Annotated in this window: 12 protein-coding genes, 1 tRNA gene and 1 pseudogene; 7 read left to right on the forward strand and 7 right to left on the reverse strand. The window is 58.5% G+C overall.

Going from position 1 to position 15,674, the window contains the following annotated elements:
- Positions 1-59: 59 nt before the first annotated feature.
- The 7 genes and pseudogenes from KP702_RS06665 to mazG form a co-directional block, all read right to left on the reverse strand.
- Complete coding sequence (locus tag KP702_RS06665; protein WP_202207217.1) at positions 60-1,118, reverse strand: purine nucleoside permease; 1,059 nt, start codon at positions 1,116-1,118, stop codon at positions 60-62.
- Between the two features lie 67 nt (positions 1,119-1,185).
- Positions 1,186-2,352, reverse strand: a complete 1,167-nt coding sequence (tgt, locus tag KP702_RS06670; protein WP_202207218.1) for a tRNA guanosine(34) transglycosylase Tgt — start codon at positions 2,350-2,352, stop codon at positions 1,186-1,188.
- Positions 2,349-3,392 (reverse strand): tRNA preQ1(34) S-adenosylmethionine ribosyltransferase-isomerase QueA, encoded by a 1,044-nt coding sequence (gene queA / locus KP702_RS06675; RefSeq protein WP_215768674.1) that lies wholly within the window; start codon positions 3,390-3,392, stop codon positions 2,349-2,351. The genes tgt and queA overlap by 4 nt, the downstream gene beginning before the upstream one ends.
- 114 nt (positions 3,393-3,506) lie before the next feature.
- Positions 3,507-3,995 carry an OsmC family protein gene (locus KP702_RS06680; RefSeq protein WP_202207220.1) on the reverse strand — a complete coding sequence of 163 codons (489 nt, stop codon included), beginning with the start codon at positions 3,993-3,995 and terminating at the stop codon, positions 3,507-3,509.
- 54 nt (positions 3,996-4,049) lie between these two features.
- The gene (locus KP702_RS06685) at positions 4,050-6,479 is read right to left on the reverse strand and encodes a membrane-bound PQQ-dependent dehydrogenase, glucose/quinate/shikimate family (protein WP_202207221.1); all 2,430 of its coding nucleotides are present in this window, start codon (positions 6,477-6,479) and stop codon (positions 4,050-4,052) included.
- Positions 6,480-6,576: 97 nt separating this feature from the next.
- Positions 6,577-7,365 (reverse strand): annotated as a pseudogene (locus KP702_RS06690) (SDR family oxidoreductase).
- 53 nt (positions 7,366-7,418) lie between these two features.
- Positions 7,419-8,204, reverse strand: coding sequence for a nucleoside triphosphate pyrophosphohydrolase (mazG, locus tag KP702_RS06695; RefSeq protein ID WP_202207223.1), 786 nt, complete (start codon positions 8,202-8,204; stop codon positions 7,419-7,421).
- 187 nt (positions 8,205-8,391) lie between these two features.
- Between mazG and argC the strand changes: the two genes are divergently transcribed.
- From argC to KP702_RS06730, 7 genes are all read left to right on the forward strand, one after another.
- Complete coding sequence (gene argC, locus KP702_RS06700; protein WP_202207224.1) at positions 8,392-9,297, forward strand: N-acetyl-gamma-glutamyl-phosphate reductase; 906 nt, start codon at positions 8,392-8,394, stop codon at positions 9,295-9,297.
- 75 nt (positions 9,298-9,372) lie between these two features.
- Positions 9,373-9,456 (forward strand) — tRNA-Leu (locus tag KP702_RS06705).
- Positions 9,457-9,511: 55 nt separating this feature from the next.
- Positions 9,512-10,669, forward strand: coding sequence for a phosphoserine transaminase (locus tag KP702_RS06710; protein ID WP_202207225.1), 1,158 nt, complete (start codon positions 9,512-9,514; stop codon positions 10,667-10,669).
- On the forward strand, positions 10,666-11,805 hold the full coding sequence (locus KP702_RS06715; RefSeq protein ID WP_215768675.1) for an ATP phosphoribosyltransferase regulatory subunit: 1,140 nt from the start codon (positions 10,666-10,668) through the stop codon (positions 11,803-11,805). The genes KP702_RS06710 and KP702_RS06715 overlap by 4 nt, the downstream gene beginning before the upstream one ends.
- A 53-nt stretch (positions 11,806-11,858) precedes the next feature.
- A complete protein-coding gene (locus KP702_RS06720) occupies positions 11,859-13,148 on the forward strand; it encodes an adenylosuccinate synthase (protein WP_202207226.1) in 1,290 nt (429 codons plus the stop codon).
- A 91-nt stretch (positions 13,149-13,239) separates the two neighbouring features.
- Positions 13,240-15,210, forward strand: coding sequence for a serine/threonine-protein kinase (locus tag KP702_RS06725; RefSeq protein WP_202207227.1), 1,971 nt, complete (start codon positions 13,240-13,242; stop codon positions 15,208-15,210).
- Positions 15,207-15,668 carry a hypothetical protein gene (locus tag KP702_RS06730; RefSeq protein ID WP_202207228.1) on the forward strand — a complete coding sequence of 154 codons (462 nt, stop codon included), beginning with the start codon at positions 15,207-15,209 and terminating at the stop codon, positions 15,666-15,668. Before KP702_RS06725 ends, KP702_RS06730 begins: the two co-directional genes overlap by 4 nt.
- The last annotated feature ends 6 nt before the right edge of the window (positions 15,669-15,674 follow it).

The raw sequence follows: 15,674 nt of genomic DNA on the forward strand, positions 1-15,674 counted from the left end.
CTAACGCTGCGTTGACGTCGAGTGTTCGAGGGTCATGACGTAAAAACCAATGTGATGAATCAATTCTGGCCGGGAATATGCGTCCGGTATGTTGCCCAGTGAGCAATCAGTTCATGGACAACCGGCTCACCGGCACGCTCGTTGTTATCGAACGCGAGTTTCTGGCCGGGCGCTTCGTCTCCGATGCTCTCGGTGATCGGCACGCCTGGAGGGGGCATGTCAAAATTGCTCCCTGAGCGCAGAACCATGACGCGGTTCAAATCGACATACCCCAGACGAGCCAGTGTTCGCATATCGAGCTGATACGTCTGGCTTTCCTCATTGGTCATGACAAACTGGCCCTGATCTTTTGTCCACAGCTTGACCCATTTTTCCGCCCACTCGTTGCGGGACGGGCCGTGCCAGTAACGAAGCGCACCGAGCGTTTCACCCATAATGAGCATGGGCGGCTTCTGGGCATTGGGGAAGCCTTTCCAGGACTTCCGGCGCTCGGCAATGGCGGGATCGTCTGCCATCGGAGTTTTCTTGCTCAGGTTGAAGGCCCAGTTCGCCAGACCCTGATTGAGCGGATACGCCTTGCTGAGTTCCGCCACATCCGTGACAGAGCCATAATGGTTTGCGTTGGCTGGCAGCGTGTCCGGCTTGTCCGCCCCGATGGCGTATAGACCATACGGCCAGCCTTTCGGAACCGTGCGGTCATCGATTTCCCGCAATGCGTCTCCATCTACAACCCAGCGTGCCCAGGCCACACTACCTACGGATGCGACGTTCGGGTTCACGCCAGAAATGCCGGTAAAAATCCAGTAGGTGTGCGTCAGATCATAATGCGGATCGAGCGCAAGCGCATGCAGGTCAATGCTGCCGCTCTTCAGGGCGATGCCGTAAACGCCATCTGCATTGCGGCGCAGCTTTTCTTGTACGCCGCGAATGGGGCGTTCTTCATCAAGATGAAGACGCTCCACCCAGTCCTGATATTCGCCAGGCTCATCGCCCTTGTCCGCGCCGACTTCCCAGTTGGCGACAACAAGAACCTTGATTTCTTCCTTATGGGGCGCAGCCAGAGCGCTGCCCGCACAGAGAAGCCCGGCAAGAGCCAGGCCTGCATTAAAGCGTTTCAAATCCGTATTCCCCAAAGCCGAAGGTCGTTGGGGAAACACATTATTGGAACAGGATCAGAATGAAAACTTACAAAGCGAGAGAGGGCATGGGCCATTCATCTTCGGTCCAGTCTCCCTTGGACCAGTCCTCGCGTAGTTTGATCGCCAGTTCGTTCAGCGTACCGTCGACAATAGCGGCGCGGATCTGCCGCATCAGGCGCTGGTAGTAGGCCAGATTGTGCCATGTCAGCAGCATCGGGCCGAGCATCTCGCCAGCACGGAACAGGTGATGTAGATAAGCGCGGGTGTAACGACCGGCCATCGGGCTGTCGTCATGCGGTGTCAGCGGGCGCGTGTCTTCAGCAAAGCGTGCGTTGCGCAGGTTGATGTAGCCGCGCTCCGTATAAGCTCGCGCCGTACGGCCAGCACGCGAGGGCATCACGCAGTCGAACATGTCCACACCACGCATGACCGACCCCAGCAGATCGTCCGGCGTACCAACGCCCATCAGGTAGCGCGCCTTGTCCTGCGGAAGCATTGGCGTTGTGAAATCGAGGGTCGAGAACATAAGTTCCTGACCTTCACCCACCGCCAGACCGCCGATCGCATAGCCTTCGAAGCCGATCTCCGTCAGCGCCTTGATGGAATATTCGCGCAGGTCGCGCTCGGTGCCGCCTTGCACGATGCCGAACTGGCCATAGCCCTCACGTGCCACGAACGCCTCACGTGAGCGGGCCGCCCAACGCATGGAGAGTTCCATGGATTTACGCAGCGCTTCCGGCGTGGCGGGAAGGGCAGGGCACTCATCGAACGCCATGGTGATGGTGGCATCGAGCTTGTACTGGATGTCCGTCGAGATCTCTGGCGACAAGCGATGCTTGCTGCCATCAATATGGGACTGGAACGTCACGCCGTCCTGATCGAGCTTGCGGAGTGCACCGAGGGACATGACCTGGAACCCGCCAGAATCCGTCAGGATCGGGCCGGACCAGTCCATCATCTTGTGCAAACCGCCCAGCTTTTGCACGCGGTCCGCCGTCGGGCGCAGCATCAGATGGTAGGTGTTGCCCAGAACAATGCCTGCGCCCGTGGAGCGAACGGCATCCATGGTCATGCCCTTCACGGTGCCAACGGTGCCAACGGGCATGAAGGTCGGGGTCGGGACGGTGCCGTGACGGGTGTGTAGATGGCCCGCACGGGCCTGTCCGCAGGTAGCTTCCGGAACCCACGTCATCTTTGTGGCCTGTTCGGTCATGGTGCTCGCTCCAGAAGGCAGGCATCGCCGTAGGAATAGAACCTCAGTCCGTTGGCGATGGCGTAGGCATAGGCCTCACGCATGGTGTCGGTGCCGCTGAACGCGCAGACCAGCATGAAGAGCGTTGAGCGCGGCAGATGGAAATTGGTCATGAGCAGGTCCACCGCCTTGAAGCGATAACCAGGCTTGATGAAAATGGACGTCTCGCCCCGCCAGGGCTGAACCGTACCGTCTTCCTGCGCCGCACTTTCCAGCAGGCGGAGAGACGTGGTTCCGACAGCAATAACGCGGCCACCGCGGGCGCGTGTTTCGTTGATGGCCTGCGCCGTCTCCGCATCAATCTCACCCCATTCTGCGTGCATACGATGCTCGGCGATGGAGGATCGGACAGGCAGGAACGTACCAGCGCCGACATGCAGCGTCAGGGTTCGGCGCTGGATGCCTTTTGCGTCGAGCGCGGCCAGAAGGTCTGGCGTGAAATGCAGTCCAGCGGTGGGTGCCGCAACAGCACCGCGATGCTCGGAAAAGATCGTCCGGTAATCGCTGTCATCCTGCACGGTCGGCCCGAAGGGACGGTCGATATAAGGCGGAAGGGCCAATGCTCCCACGCGTTCGAGGAACGCATCGAACGCATCCCCTTCGACGGAAAAGCGGATGCTGACGGCACCATCGCCTTCATTTTCCACAACGGAGACCGTGACCGGATCATCGCCAAAATTCAGCGTATCGTTCGGTTTCAGCTTGCGGGAGTTGCGGGCGAGCGCATGCCAGCTTCCGTCAGCCAGTATCCGGTCCAGCGTGATGCCGATTTTCGCCTCGCCGCGCGTGGCGGAAAGCTGGGCGCGGATGACGGCTGTATTGTTCGCAATCAGCAGATCGCCTTCCCGCAGCAGGCCGGGCAGATCGCGTATGATCCGAAGATCGGGCGCTTCTCCCGAACGCACATGCAGCAGCTTTGCGCTGTCACGCGGTCTGGCGGGTTCGGTCGCAATATGGTCGCGGGGCAGTTCGAAATCGAACGTGGCGAGTTCATCCGTCATGGGATGCTCTCTAGCAGGTTCAGCCAACATGAAAACGCCGGACCAGCCGACCCGGCGCATCTTTTCGGTCAAAAGGCGATTTTTTTGGCTTCGAGCCGTCGAGGTGGATGCGTTTCAGGCGTCCTGTTCGCCCTCATGAACGATTACAGGCTCGTTCATGATCGGGAAATTGACCGATCGTGCGATGAAGCACATGTCGTGCGCCTTGTGATGCAGCTCCAGTGCTTTCTCTGCGTCTGACGTGGCAGACAGGATGACGCGGGGATGAAGCGTTACGGACGTGAACTGCCCAGCGCCGGTGCGTTCTTCTTCCATTTCGCCTGTAGCCTGGTCTTCGTATGCCGTGACGACGATGCCTGCCTGCGCACAGAGCCCCAGAAACCAGAGTTTGTGACAGGCTGACAGGGATGCCAGAAGCAGATCTTCAGGATTCCATCGGGCAGGGTCTCCGCGAAAAGAAGGGTCGGATGACCCTTCAATCCTGGGCTTGCCCGGTGCAGTAATATCGTAATTGCGCGTGTAGCTGCGGGCAGAGGATGTGCCGGTTCCCGTATTGCCGGTCCAGACAACCTTCACGGAATAAGTGTGCTGTTTCCCGGCCATGTTTGATCCTGCCTCCTGCTGTCTTCCTGCCCTGACGGCAGGGAGACAGTATGTTCATGGGGCTTTAGGTAAAGCAAAGGCCACGACTTCATCGCTGTTGCGTGTTTTCAGCCCGCCATGACCACCTACAGCCAGCACGACATATTGCCGCCCGTCTTCACCCATATAGGTCAGCGGCGTGGCATTGCCGCCGGCATCCAGTTCCGTCTTGAAGAGGGTATGGCCGTCATGCCCATCAAGAACATGGAAGCTTTGATCGGCCAGCGCGCCCATGAACACCAGACCATTCGGCGTCGTCACGCTGCCGCCCATGGAAAAGACACTGGTGGGGAGGCCAACGGGCATCCGCAGCGTGTTCGTCGGGCCAACATTCTTCGTTGTGCCCAAAGCCCGCTCCCAGATGATCCGACGGTGAACAAGATCAATCGCCTGCATCTTGCCCCATGGGGGTGCCAGGCAGGGGGCACCAAACGGGCCAAGCCATGGCTTCACAACGGCCGCAAAGGGCAGGCCATGTTGGGGATTGTTTGTGAAAACAGGCTCTGGATAAGGCTGTGCCCAGTCATGCCAGGATTTATAGAGCCCTTTGGCTAGGGCTTTTTCCTGTGGTACCAACGTCATCAGGAACGGAATGAACGTGGTGTTGATATACATGACGCCATGCGTCGGGTCGATGGTGCCGCCATACCAGTCCGCCACGCCATCAAACGCTGGAAAGCCTACGGTGCCCAGCTGGCTCGGTGGTGTGAAGAGGCCCTTGTATCGCATGGAGCGGAAGGCAATGCGGCAGAACATCTGATCATATGGGGTCGCGCCCCACATATCGTCTTCCGTCAGATTGGGCCGGCGTAGATTGGGCATCTCTGAGGAGAGAGGCTGCGTTGGTGAATAATGTTCGCCCGGCGTATCTCCTGCGGGCACTGGTATTTCCTGAACACGGTAGAATGGGGCACCCGTTCGGCGGTCCAGCACGAAGAGTTCGCCCTGCTTGGTTGTTTGCACCAGTGCGGGCGTCAGGGTGCCGTGGGCATCTGGCAGATCCACCAGAGATGGGCCGATCGGGAGATCAAAATCCCACAGATCATGATGAACGGTCTGGAAATGCCAGCGCTCTTCGCCAGTTGTGATATCCAAGGCGACAAGGGAGCTGTCATACTTCTCGTCAAAGCTCCGGCGCTTGCCACCGAAATAGTCAGGTGTGGCAATCCCGAGGGGCACGTAAACCATGTTCAGCCCGGAATCGGCCGTATAAACACCCCAGCCATTGGCAGTGCCACGGGTAAAGACTTCGCCGGGATCGAGAGGTTTGTTGGCTGGTGTGCGACCCATGTCCCAGGCCCAGGCCAGTTGGCCCGTAATAGCATCAAAGCCACGAATAACGCCGGAAGGTTCGCCAACCGTCTGATCATCATAAACCCAGCCGCTCGTCATGATGCGGTTATGCAGCATCATGGGTGGGGAGGTGATGAAGTGAAAGCCGGGTGGAATAGCTCCCATCCCATCCCGGAGATCCACAACGCCATGATCGCCAAAGCTTTCGCAGAGCTTTCCCGTGTCTGCATCCACCTCAAACAGTGTTGGAGGAGAGCTGGAATTTGTTGAGACGATGCGATGGGCGCAGTCCGTTCCCGGTGCATTGACGTAGGAAACGCCACGGCAGGCCTGATAGATGTTCTTGCCGAATTCCCCACCTGGCGAATATCGCCAGATTTCCTTTCCGGATGTTGCATCAAGCGCCACGACATCTCGGTGCGGCGTGCAGAAAAACAGCCGGTTGCCGATTTTGATAGGTGTTGCTTCAAAGCTGAATTCCCGCCCACGGGAGTTTTCGCCAGCCCGGGGTAGATCCTTGCTGTGATAGACCCACGCCACTTTCAGATCATGAGCGTTGGAAGCGTTGATCTGGGTTGGCATGGCAAAGCGGTCTCCGGCTGGAGAGCCGCCATAGAACTGCCAGTCATTGGCAGCCTGCTGGTCCGCGCCCGGAAGGGTCGCACCGGTCTCACCGGGGAACGGATTGAACTGCTGGTCGCGTGAGGCGGTAATGTGCCATCCGCAGGCAAACACGAAGACAAACAGTGCCGCGCAGAATGCCATGCCGCCTGCAACAACGGGTTTGCCGAAGGAGCGACGCTCCGTGCCTTGGAGCAGTCGTCCCGTAATCCAAGGACTGAACACCCACAGGCCCATCCCCGCTGGCAGGGCGAGAGGCGGGAGAAGGCGCCAGCCATCGAGGCCAACGCGCTCTAACGCCCAGAAAAGCGTATAAAGCAGGAGCCCTGCATAAACTGCGGAAGCGCCGGGGTGAAGTCGGATCATCAGAATGCCGGACGCCACCATGAGGACGCCCGCGACGGCGTAATAGAAAGAGCCTCCCAGTCCAATTAACCACAGACCGGGTAAAGCCAGCCCTAAGCCAAGCAGAACGAGCAAAATGCCCGTCACAAGGGGCAGGAACGAACTGCGTCGCAACGTAGGCGGCATGGAATTTTCCTTCGGGGTAACCGAAAGGATTAATCCCGCACGGGGGAGCGCAGTTTCCTAAAAAAGAAAATAGGGTATTCTTTTACCCAAGACTGTTTCAGATCGACTTCAGTGCACCACCATCAATACGGATCATGCTGCCGGTTATATAGGCAGCAGCCGTACTGGAGAGAAAAGCCGCAGTTGCGCCGAACTCCTCGACAGTGCCGTAACGTCCAGCGGGGATATTGCGGGCTTTTTCCGCCTGAATGTCTTCTGACGTTTTACCCGTCTTGCGGGCTTCGGCCTCTGCAAGGAAATGGGTGCGATCAGTCGTGATGTGGCCGGGCAGCAGCATGTTGACCGTCACGCCATAGGGGGCCACTTCCGTCGCAAGTGTTTTGGACCAGCCCGCGAGTGCCGAGCGTAATGTGACGGAGACGCCGAGCCTGATATTTGGCTCAACCACAACAGCCGAAGCGATGGTGAGGATGCGTCCCTACCGGCGCTCCTTCATACCGGGCAGTACTGCATCCGTAATTCTGAACAGGCTCAGAACCATGGTCTCAAACTGCTGTTTCCATGTGTCTATGGAAATGCCCTCAACACCTGATGGGGAGGGGCCGCCGGTATTGTTTACCAGAATGGAAATATCCGGATGCTGCGTGCGGATGGCCTGAACGAATTCCTCAACGGAGGCGCTGTTCGACAGATCAACCGGCAGCGCCACAGTCTGAACGCCGTGCTGACTGGCAATCGCTGTTGCTGCGTCTGTCAGCCTGTCACTGGCGCGTGCAGCCAGAACGATATGGACCCCTTCTGCCGCCAGTGCCTTCGCAACGCCCCGGCCCAGGCCGGAAGAGGCGCCAAGAACAAGAGCTTTGCGGCCGGAAAGCTGGAGGTCCATATCAAGGTATCCTTAGGGGCGATGTAGAATTGAGGAAGATGAGCGGGGAACGATCAGCGCATCCCCGGCTGTTTCTTGACCGTCTGCCAAAGCGTTTCCAGCGTTTCCAGATTTTGCTCGCCCATTGTTTTACCCTCAGAGGCCAGGCTGGCTTCCATGGCTTCGAAACGGCGCGTGAACTTCCGGTTGCTGCGGCGCAATGCGGCTTCCGGGTCAATGCCCAGCTTGCGTGCCAGACTGGCGACAGTGAACAGGACATCCCCCAGTTCGTCTTCGATCCGATCCCGGTCTCCGTCCAGTTCGGCTTTAAGTTCGCCGATTTCTTCCTGCACCTTTTCCAACACGCCCGACGCATCATCCCAGTCGAACCCGACGCGAGCTGCACGGCGGCACAGCTTGGCGGCTCTGACCAGGGCAGGCAGGTGCTGGGCCACACCAGCGAGTGCGCCATATTCTGCTTTGGCGTGGCGCTCGGTTTCTTTCGTGCGTTCCCACAGGTCTTCGTCGTGTTCTACATCGCTGAAGATGTTGGGATGGCGGCGGACCATCTTGTCAGCGATCTTTCCAGCAACGGTTTCGAAGTCAAATTGCCCCTTTTCTTCAGCCATTTGCGCTTGGAATACGACTTGTAGCAGCAGATCCCCAAGTTCATCCGGCAAGGAATCACTGTCATCCCGGGCGATGGCATCCATCACCTCATACGCTTCTTCTATGGCGAAGGGTGCAATGGTTTCGGGTGTTTGTGCCACGTCCCACGGGCAACCGCTCTGCGGGTCGCGCAGGCGCTTCATGATCTCCAGAAGGCGGTCAATCTGACGGACGGGGTGGGTCTGGGTCATAACAGCTCCTGGGTAATGATCTGGCGTCTGGCCTGACCCAAAAGCATACTCTTTCGTTGCACAGACAGAAAGCACAGAGCGCACGAACCGTTCTCACGGGATGACAGCACCAAGGGTAACGCGATAAGAAGGCCAGCCCGGCTGCTTGGACAGGCCGGACATTTTTTGCAGACCGGATTTTAAATACATGGCCAGGATCTTTATCGACGGAGAAGCAGGAACCACGGGGCTCGGCATCCGCCAGCGTATCGAGGCTCTGCCCGAAAATTACGGCTTGGAACTGTTGTCGATTGATCCGGCTCTGCGCAAAGACGCTGAGGCACGGCGCGCCCTGCTGGCACAGGCAGATATTGCCATTCTCTGTCTGCCAGACGATGCCGCGCGTGAAACCGTTGCTCTGGCAGAGGGTCTGAACGTCCGTATTCTGGATGCCAGTACGGCGCACCGGATTGCCGATGGCTGGGTTTATGGTCTGCCGGAACTGGATGAAGATCAGGGCGCCCTGATCCGCGGTGCCACCCATGTTGCGAATCCTGGCTGTTATCCAACGGGTGCAATTGCGCTTTTGCGGCCGCTGGTTCGCGCTGGCCTTGTCCCAGCAGATCACTCCATCTCCATCAATGCCGTTTCGGGTTACAGTGGGGCAGGGCGCTCCGCGATCGAGGCGCATGAACGGGATGGCGGCCCGGCATTCTTTCTTTACGGGCTGACGCTGGAACACAAACATCTTCCAGAAATCCAGCACTACTCCGGCCTGACGCGCCAGCCGGTGTTCGTGCCGTCCGTAGGACACTTTCCGCAGGGCATGATTGTGTCCATCCCGCTCCACCTTGCGGACCTGCCCGGCCATCCGACGCCGCGCGATCTGGAGGCAACGCTTGAAAAAGCTTATCGGGGGTGTGATCATGTCCGGGTTCTGCCGTCTGAACCCAAACTCCTGGCAGATGCGCTGGCCAATACGGACAATATGGAGCTCCGTGTGCACGGCAATGCGCAGGGAGAAAAAGTGGTTCTGACCGCGCGTCTCGACAATCTGGGTAAAGGAGCCTCTGGCGCTGCGATCCAGAATCTGCTTTTGATGCTGGGTCTCTGATTTTCCACGGTTTGGGATTTTTTTTTCACGGTCTGGTCCTTTGCTCAGGAATGCACTAGGGTCTGGGCCGTTCGCGCGAGAGTGGCGGAACGGTAGACGCAGTCGGCTCAAAATCGACCGCCGAAAGGCATGGGGGTTCGAATCCCCCCTCTCGCACCACAAACCGGGCGCACCAGTCTGGCTGCACCCGAGGACCGTTTAGCCCGGAACGAGCATGTCCAAGCCGACTGTCAGACCTTCCCGCCCGTTCTTTTCCTCTGGTCCGTGCGCAAAACGCCCTGGCTGGTCCCTCTCGGCTCTGGATCAGGCCCTGTTGGGACGGTCACATCGTGCCCCTGAAGGCCGTGCGCGCCTCAAGGAAGTCATTACCCGCTCAAAAAATATCCTAGGCATTCCCGCAGACTGGCGTCTGGCTGTTGTTCCGGCTTCGGACACCGGTGCGGTTGAGATGATTCTCTGGGCCATCGCCGGTGAGCGCGGCATGGATGTGCTGTCTTTTGAAAGTTTTTCCGGAACATGGGCGCAGGATCTGCGGGACGTTCTGAAAATTGAAGATCTCCGCGTGCTGGACGCTCCTTATGGAGAGCTTCCGGATCTGGCGGCTGTAGACTGGTCCCGCGATGTCGTTTTGACCTGGAACGGTACAACGTCAGGCGTTCGCATTCCGAATGCAGAGGCTATTCCTGTCGAGCATGACGGTTTGATCATCTGCGATGCAACATCCGCTGCTTTTGCAATGGACCTTCCGTGGGATCGTCTGGATGTTGTTACGTGGTCCTGGCAGAAGGCCCTCGGCGGTGAAGCCGCTCACGGCATGGTGGCCATCAGCCCCCGTGCTGCCGCTCGTCTGACAGAGGCTGCCCCACGTCCGCTGCCCAAAATTTTCCGTCTGACGGGAAAGAAAGGCCTGCTGGAGGCTGTGTTCGAAGGGGATACCATCAACACGCCCTCCATGCTGTGCGTCGAAGATGCGCTGGATGGTTTGCGGTGGGCAGAGTCTGCGGGTGGTCTCCCTGCTCTCAAGGCGCGCTCGCAAGCCAGTCTGGCCGTCGTAGCGGAATGGGTGGAAAAGACGGATTGGGTCTCCTTTCTTGCGTCCGATCCTGCAACGCGGTCCTGCACGTCAATCTGCCTCAAAATCGTAGCACCCTGGTTCGAGGCCCTGTCGCCTGAATCCCGGGCCAAGGCCGTCAAGCACTTGACCGGGCTGGTCGCACAGGAAGGTGCAGGCTATGACCTCGCGTCTTATCGAGACGCCCCTGCTGGTTTGCGGGTCTGGGGAGGAGCCACCGTTGATGCAGCGGATATTCAGGCTCTCCTTCCGTGGCTGGACTGGGCGTATGAGTGCACGCGCGAGGAGTTTGCTGCATGAGCCTGTATTCCGAGACCCCAAGCGCTGCCCTTCTGCCGTCTGGCTTCTCCGACCTTCTGCCGGGGGAAGCCGAAGCTGAGGCGCGGGGCATTGCCTGCGTCATGGAAGCCTTTTCCCGGCATGGTTATGAGCGTGTACGTCCGCCCATGCTGGAGTTTGAAACCTCCCTTCTGAACGGTTCAGGCGGTGCGCTCTCCACTCAGACGTTCCGTCTGATGGACCCAAGCTCTCATCGCATGATGGCCCTTCGGCCAGATATGACGACGCAGATCGCCCGTATCGCCAGTGTCCGCCTTCAGGATGCACCGCGCCCGCTGCGTCTCTCTTATTCCGGAAGCTGTATCGTCATCGGCACGCCAGGACGTGAAGCTGACCGTCAGGTTTCCCAGGCTGGTATCGAACTGATCGGCCCGGATTCTGCACAGGCTGATGCTGAAGTGGTGGCGCTGGGCGCCAGAGCACTTGAGGAGCTTGGCATCAAGGGTGTGTCCTTCGACCTCTCGATGCCAGCTCTGGCTCTGGGCCTGATCGAGACTGCTATTCCTGAAGCGGACCGGGAAGATCTGATTCAGGCGCTGAACCGCAAGGATGCAGCCTCTGTTGCTGAACTTGGCGGCTCAATAGCGGACACTCTGGCGGTCATGCTTCAGGCCGCAGGTCCTGGCAGTCGCGCGCTTGATCTGCTCGCTTCGCTTGATTTTCCGGCGTCCGTCCGTCCGCATTTCGAGCGTCTGGTTGCCTCCGTTGCCGCTATTCGCGAGCGCGCACCGTCCTTGCGTCTGACGGTAGATCCCGTGGATTTCCGCGGATGGCAGTATCATACCGGGCTATGCATCACGGTCTTTTCCACCACCTCGCGTGAAGAGCTGGGTCGTGGTGGGCGGTATATTGCTGGTCAGGAGCCAGCCTGTGGTTTGACGTTGCGTCCGCAGGCGCTGTTGCGTGCGGCTCCTGTGCCGCCGTCCCGTCCGCGGTGCTACGTGCCCGTTCGGCTGGAGGATGAGGCCATGGCAGCCCTCCATGCTCAAGGTTTTGCGACGGTTTCTGCACTTGAAGTAGATGCAGAGCCTGATGCCGAAGCGCGCCATCTGCGCTGCACCCATGTCTGGCGGAATGGCGCAGCGCACGCGCTCTGACCCCCAGTTTTTTCTAATTTCTGCTCTGCATACCAAGTCGAGGAAGCCAGCTCATGTCCAACGTCACCGTGATCGGAACCCAGTGGGGGGACGAGGGTAAAGGCAAGATCGTGGACTGGCTTGCCAGCCGCGCTGATATCGTTGTCCGTTTCCAGGGTGGTCACAACGCCGGTCATACGCTGGTTGTCGGCGATCAGGTCTACAAGCTGTCACTGCTGCCATCAGGTCTCGTGCGTGGCCAGATTGGCGTGATCGGCAATGGCGTTGTCATTGATCCAAAGGCGCTGATGTCCGAGATTGACCGCGTAACGGCGCAGGGCCTGAAGGTCACGCCTGAGACGCTGTGGATTGCTGAGAATGCTCCGCTGATCCTGCCAGTCCATGGTGCGCTGGATCGTGCGCGTGAAGCTGCTCGTGGTGATCGCAAGATCGGCACGACTGGTCGCGGTATTGGCCCGGCTTACGAAGACAAGGTTGCTCGTCGCGCCATTCGCGTCTGTGATCTGGCCGAGCCGGAGACGCTGGACTGGAAGCTGGACGAAGTACTTCTGCATCACAACACGCTGCTGGCGGGTCTGGGTGCTGATACTTTCACGAAGGAAGAACTCAAGGACTTCCTGACGGAATTCACGCCGCGCCTCATGTCCTTTGCCTGCCCGGTCTGGGATCGTCTGGATGAAGCCCGTCGTGCTGGCCGTCGTATCCTGTTTGAAGGCGCGCAGGCCGTCATGCTGGACGTCGATCACGGCACCTATCCGTTCGTGACGAGCTCCAACACGGTAGCTGCCGTTGCTGCATCTGGCAGTGGTGTCAGCCCGGCTTCCATCGGCTTCGTGCTCGGTATTGCCAAGGCCTACACAACCCGCGTCGGCGAAGGTCCGTTCCCGAGCGAACTGTTCGATGATGTTGGCCGGACGATCGGTGAGCGTGGTCATGAGTTCGGTACGGTCACTGGCCGTCCGCGTCGTTGTGGCTGGTTCGATGCTGTCATGCTGCGCCGTGCAGCCCGTGTGGGCGGCGTCACGGGTATTGCCCTGACGAAGCTGGACGTGCTGGACGGTCTGGAAGAAATTTCGATCTGCGTTGGCTATGAGCTGGACGGCAAGAAGATCGACACCTTCCCATCCGCTCCGGGTGCGCAGGCTCGCGTAAAGCCGATTTATGAGACGATGCCGGGCTGGCAGGAAACCACAGCGGGCGCCCGTTCGTGGGGTGAGCTGCCGGCACAGGCCATCAAGTATGTTCGTCGCATTGAAGAGCTGATTGAAGCTCCGGTTACGCTGCTGTCCACCAGCCCGGAGCGGGATGACACGATCCTGATGCGTGACCCGTTCGAAGACTGAGTTTTTTCTGAACGGGAAACCGCCTGTCCGTTAACGAAGCCTCAATTCCTGTCCGGCATAGAGTGTCAGACAGGAATTTGATGGAACGGACATGGATTACACTCAGGGAGATGACAGCCCCGAACTGCTGATCGCAGACCGTTACCTGGTGAATACGAGCCAGAAACAACCTGACCTCAGCGGCTGTCCTGCCTGGGTGGCTCAGGATATTACGGCCACAGGCTCAACCTGGCTGGCTCTGGCACCGTCCATGCCATCTCCCCATTTCTCTGATCTTATGTTTTTCCGACATGAGAGTGTCATCGGCCTGCATGCCCATGAATATCATGCAGGCTCGCTCTGGGTGCTATGTCCGCACCCTCCCGGACCGTCCCTGAAAGACAATCTTGGCGTCTGGTCTGAAAGCCAGATCATTGATGGGGTTATTCGCCCTATTGCCGATGCTCTTGAGAAGCTCTCCTCCATGGGGCTGACCTGTCGTGGGATCCGGCCGAATAATCTGTTTGTTGGACAGGGGCTGCATCAGGTGGTCGTTGGCCCGCTTGGGGTTGCCTGCAATGCAGAAGCGCAGCCTGTCCTGTTTGAACCGTTGTCTTCGGCAGTTTGTCATCCAACGGCCCGTGCGGCAGGGACGATTTCCTGTGACATCTTCTCATTGGGTGTACTGGTTCTCTCCCTTTGCATCGGGGAACTGCCCCTGAGGGGCCTGTCAGATAAAGAAATTCTGCAACGACGTTTTGAGGTGGGTTCTGCCGAGGCCTACATGCAGGGACATAACGTTCCCGCGGGCCTGGTCTCCCTTCTGGAAGCGATGCTGTCTGACCGGCCCGAGAACCGACCTTCTCCCAATGACCTTATAACCATTGCGCCGAGCAAGCTGTTTTCGATCCGGTCTGATATTCCTGCGCGCTCGCCTCTGGTCATTGGGGGTGTTGAGGTCAGAACGCCACGGGCATTGGCATGGTATGCCGGGAAATACCCCAATGAATTCCTGTCTCTGCTTCAACGAAAAATTGTCAGCCAATGGTTGCATCGTGAACTGGAGTTGTCGGTCATGTCCAGTTTGATCGAACAGGCTGGAATTGCGTTTTTGCCATCCAGCGGAAACAAATCCGTAGACCCGACGACGATGGTCGTGACGCGGGCTATTGCCATTCTGGACCCCGCAGCTCCAATGTTCTGGGCTGGCCACTGGTTCTGGCCATCCGCCATTCCTCATATGTTGGCGTGTGCCGAGGCCGGACGGTTCCCGCCTGAAGAGCAACGCAATATCCGTGGGATAGCCGGCTTCCTGATGACGAGTCCGGAAGTGTTTGATGTTCCTTCGCTGCCCGCATTGCAGGCAAAGCAGATCAATGATCTCGCGACTGATGCCCGCCGAACAGGTGCAAAGGGGATGGAGCAGATCCGTCGTGTGCCTTACGACGTGAATGTCTATCAGCCCTGCCTGTCTTCTCGTTGCTTGAAAGAACGGATTTCGTTGTCGGCGGGTCTCTTGCAATGGCTGGATCAGCACGTTTCGGAACAGGAGCTTTCTGCCGACGATCTGGGGCGTTCAGGCTTTCTGGACGATCAGATGCGGACTTTTTTGGAAAGTCATTGCGCGCGCCAGGGGATCATCCCACTAGCGCAGTCCCAGAAAGCGGGGCTTCCGTCCTGGCTTTCAGATCTGACTTTGATGGCTGCCGCCCAGCGCCGTTTCGACAAGACGCCTCTTAGTTCGGTGGCAAAGCGGGCGCTTTCGCTGCTGGAAATCGAGCTCAAGCAGTGGCGGAGCAGAACGACCAGAATAAAGCGTCGTGCCCGGTTATTTCAGCTGGCGGAAGCAGGAAATCTTACGAAATTTCTTGATAACGTCACGGACCCTGCGGGTTTGAAGCATGATCGCAAACTGGCTCGGCAGGCTGAAGCAGAGATTGCCCATCTTGAGAAAGTTCTCGAGGAGGAGCCCGCCCGCAAAGCTCTCCATGAAAAACAGGCCCGTAATGCTGGAGAGTTCTTTTCACTCTTGATCGGGATTGCTGTCGCCATGGCCAGCATCTGGCTGGAGTTTTGTGAATGACGCGCCAGTCAGGGCGTTTGCGCGTGCCAGAGGCCAGTTTCAAATGGTGGCACGGCCTTATCCTTGGCCTGCTTCTGGCCTATGTGCCGGGCAGTCTGCTTGTGGGTGGTGTTTTGCTGCTGCCTTTGATCGTGCTTCGATTCATCGATCCGGATGCTGATCGGCAGCGGATCATGATCGTTCTGTTTTATTTGGGGGCTGTCATGGTTCATCCCTTGAGGGAAGCATGGTTGTCGCATGGGGATTGGGAGGCCTGTACCCAGCAAATTATGCAGCCAATGCTTCTTGTCATGGACTGGATGGCCGTTGGTGTGGCGTGGCTTGTCGCGGAAGCGTCTGCCATTGGTGCCAGGCTTTGGTACGCGGATTACGTTCGCAGGGAGCGCAGGAGCATCGAAAAGAAGATCGACGCCCTGCGAGAGGAATGGCTGACTTCAGACAGTGAGAGGCAGGCCTGAAGAGGC

It is taken from the genome of Gluconobacter sp. P5B12 (assembly GCF_018812035.1).
Classification (GTDB): domain Bacteria; phylum Pseudomonadota; class Alphaproteobacteria; order Acetobacterales; family Acetobacteraceae; genus Gluconobacter.

Coding starts and splice junctions, on each gene's coding strand:
- tgt (WP_202207218.1), bottom strand. CDS start 2,352: ATGACCGAACAGGCCACAAAGATGACGTGGGTTCCGGAAGCTACCTGC.
- queA (WP_215768674.1), bottom strand. CDS start 3,392: ATGACGGATGAACTCGCCACGTTCGATTTCGAACTGCCCCGCGACCAT.
- KP702_RS06680 (WP_202207220.1), bottom strand. CDS start 3,995: ATGGCCGGGAAACAGCACACTTATTCCGTGAAGGTTGTCTGGACCGGC.
- KP702_RS06685 (WP_202207221.1), bottom strand. CDS start 6,479: ATGCCGCCTACGTTGCGACGCAGTTCGTTCCTGCCCCTTGTGACGGGC.
- mazG (WP_202207223.1), bottom strand. CDS start 8,204: ATGACCCAGACCCACCCCGTCCGTCAGATTGACCGCCTTCTGGAGATC.
- argC (WP_202207224.1), top strand. CDS start 8,392: ATGGCCAGGATCTTTATCGACGGAGAAGCAGGAACCACGGGGCTCGGC.
- KP702_RS06710 (WP_202207225.1), top strand. CDS start 9,512: ATGTCCAAGCCGACTGTCAGACCTTCCCGCCCGTTCTTTTCCTCTGGT.
- KP702_RS06715 (WP_215768675.1), top strand. CDS start 10,666: ATGAGCCTGTATTCCGAGACCCCAAGCGCTGCCCTTCTGCCGTCTGGC.
- KP702_RS06720 (WP_202207226.1), top strand. CDS start 11,859: ATGTCCAACGTCACCGTGATCGGAACCCAGTGGGGGGACGAGGGTAAA.
- KP702_RS06725 (WP_202207227.1), top strand. CDS start 13,240: ATGGATTACACTCAGGGAGATGACAGCCCCGAACTGCTGATCGCAGAC.
- KP702_RS06730 (WP_202207228.1), top strand. CDS start 15,207: ATGACGCGCCAGTCAGGGCGTTTGCGCGTGCCAGAGGCCAGTTTCAAA.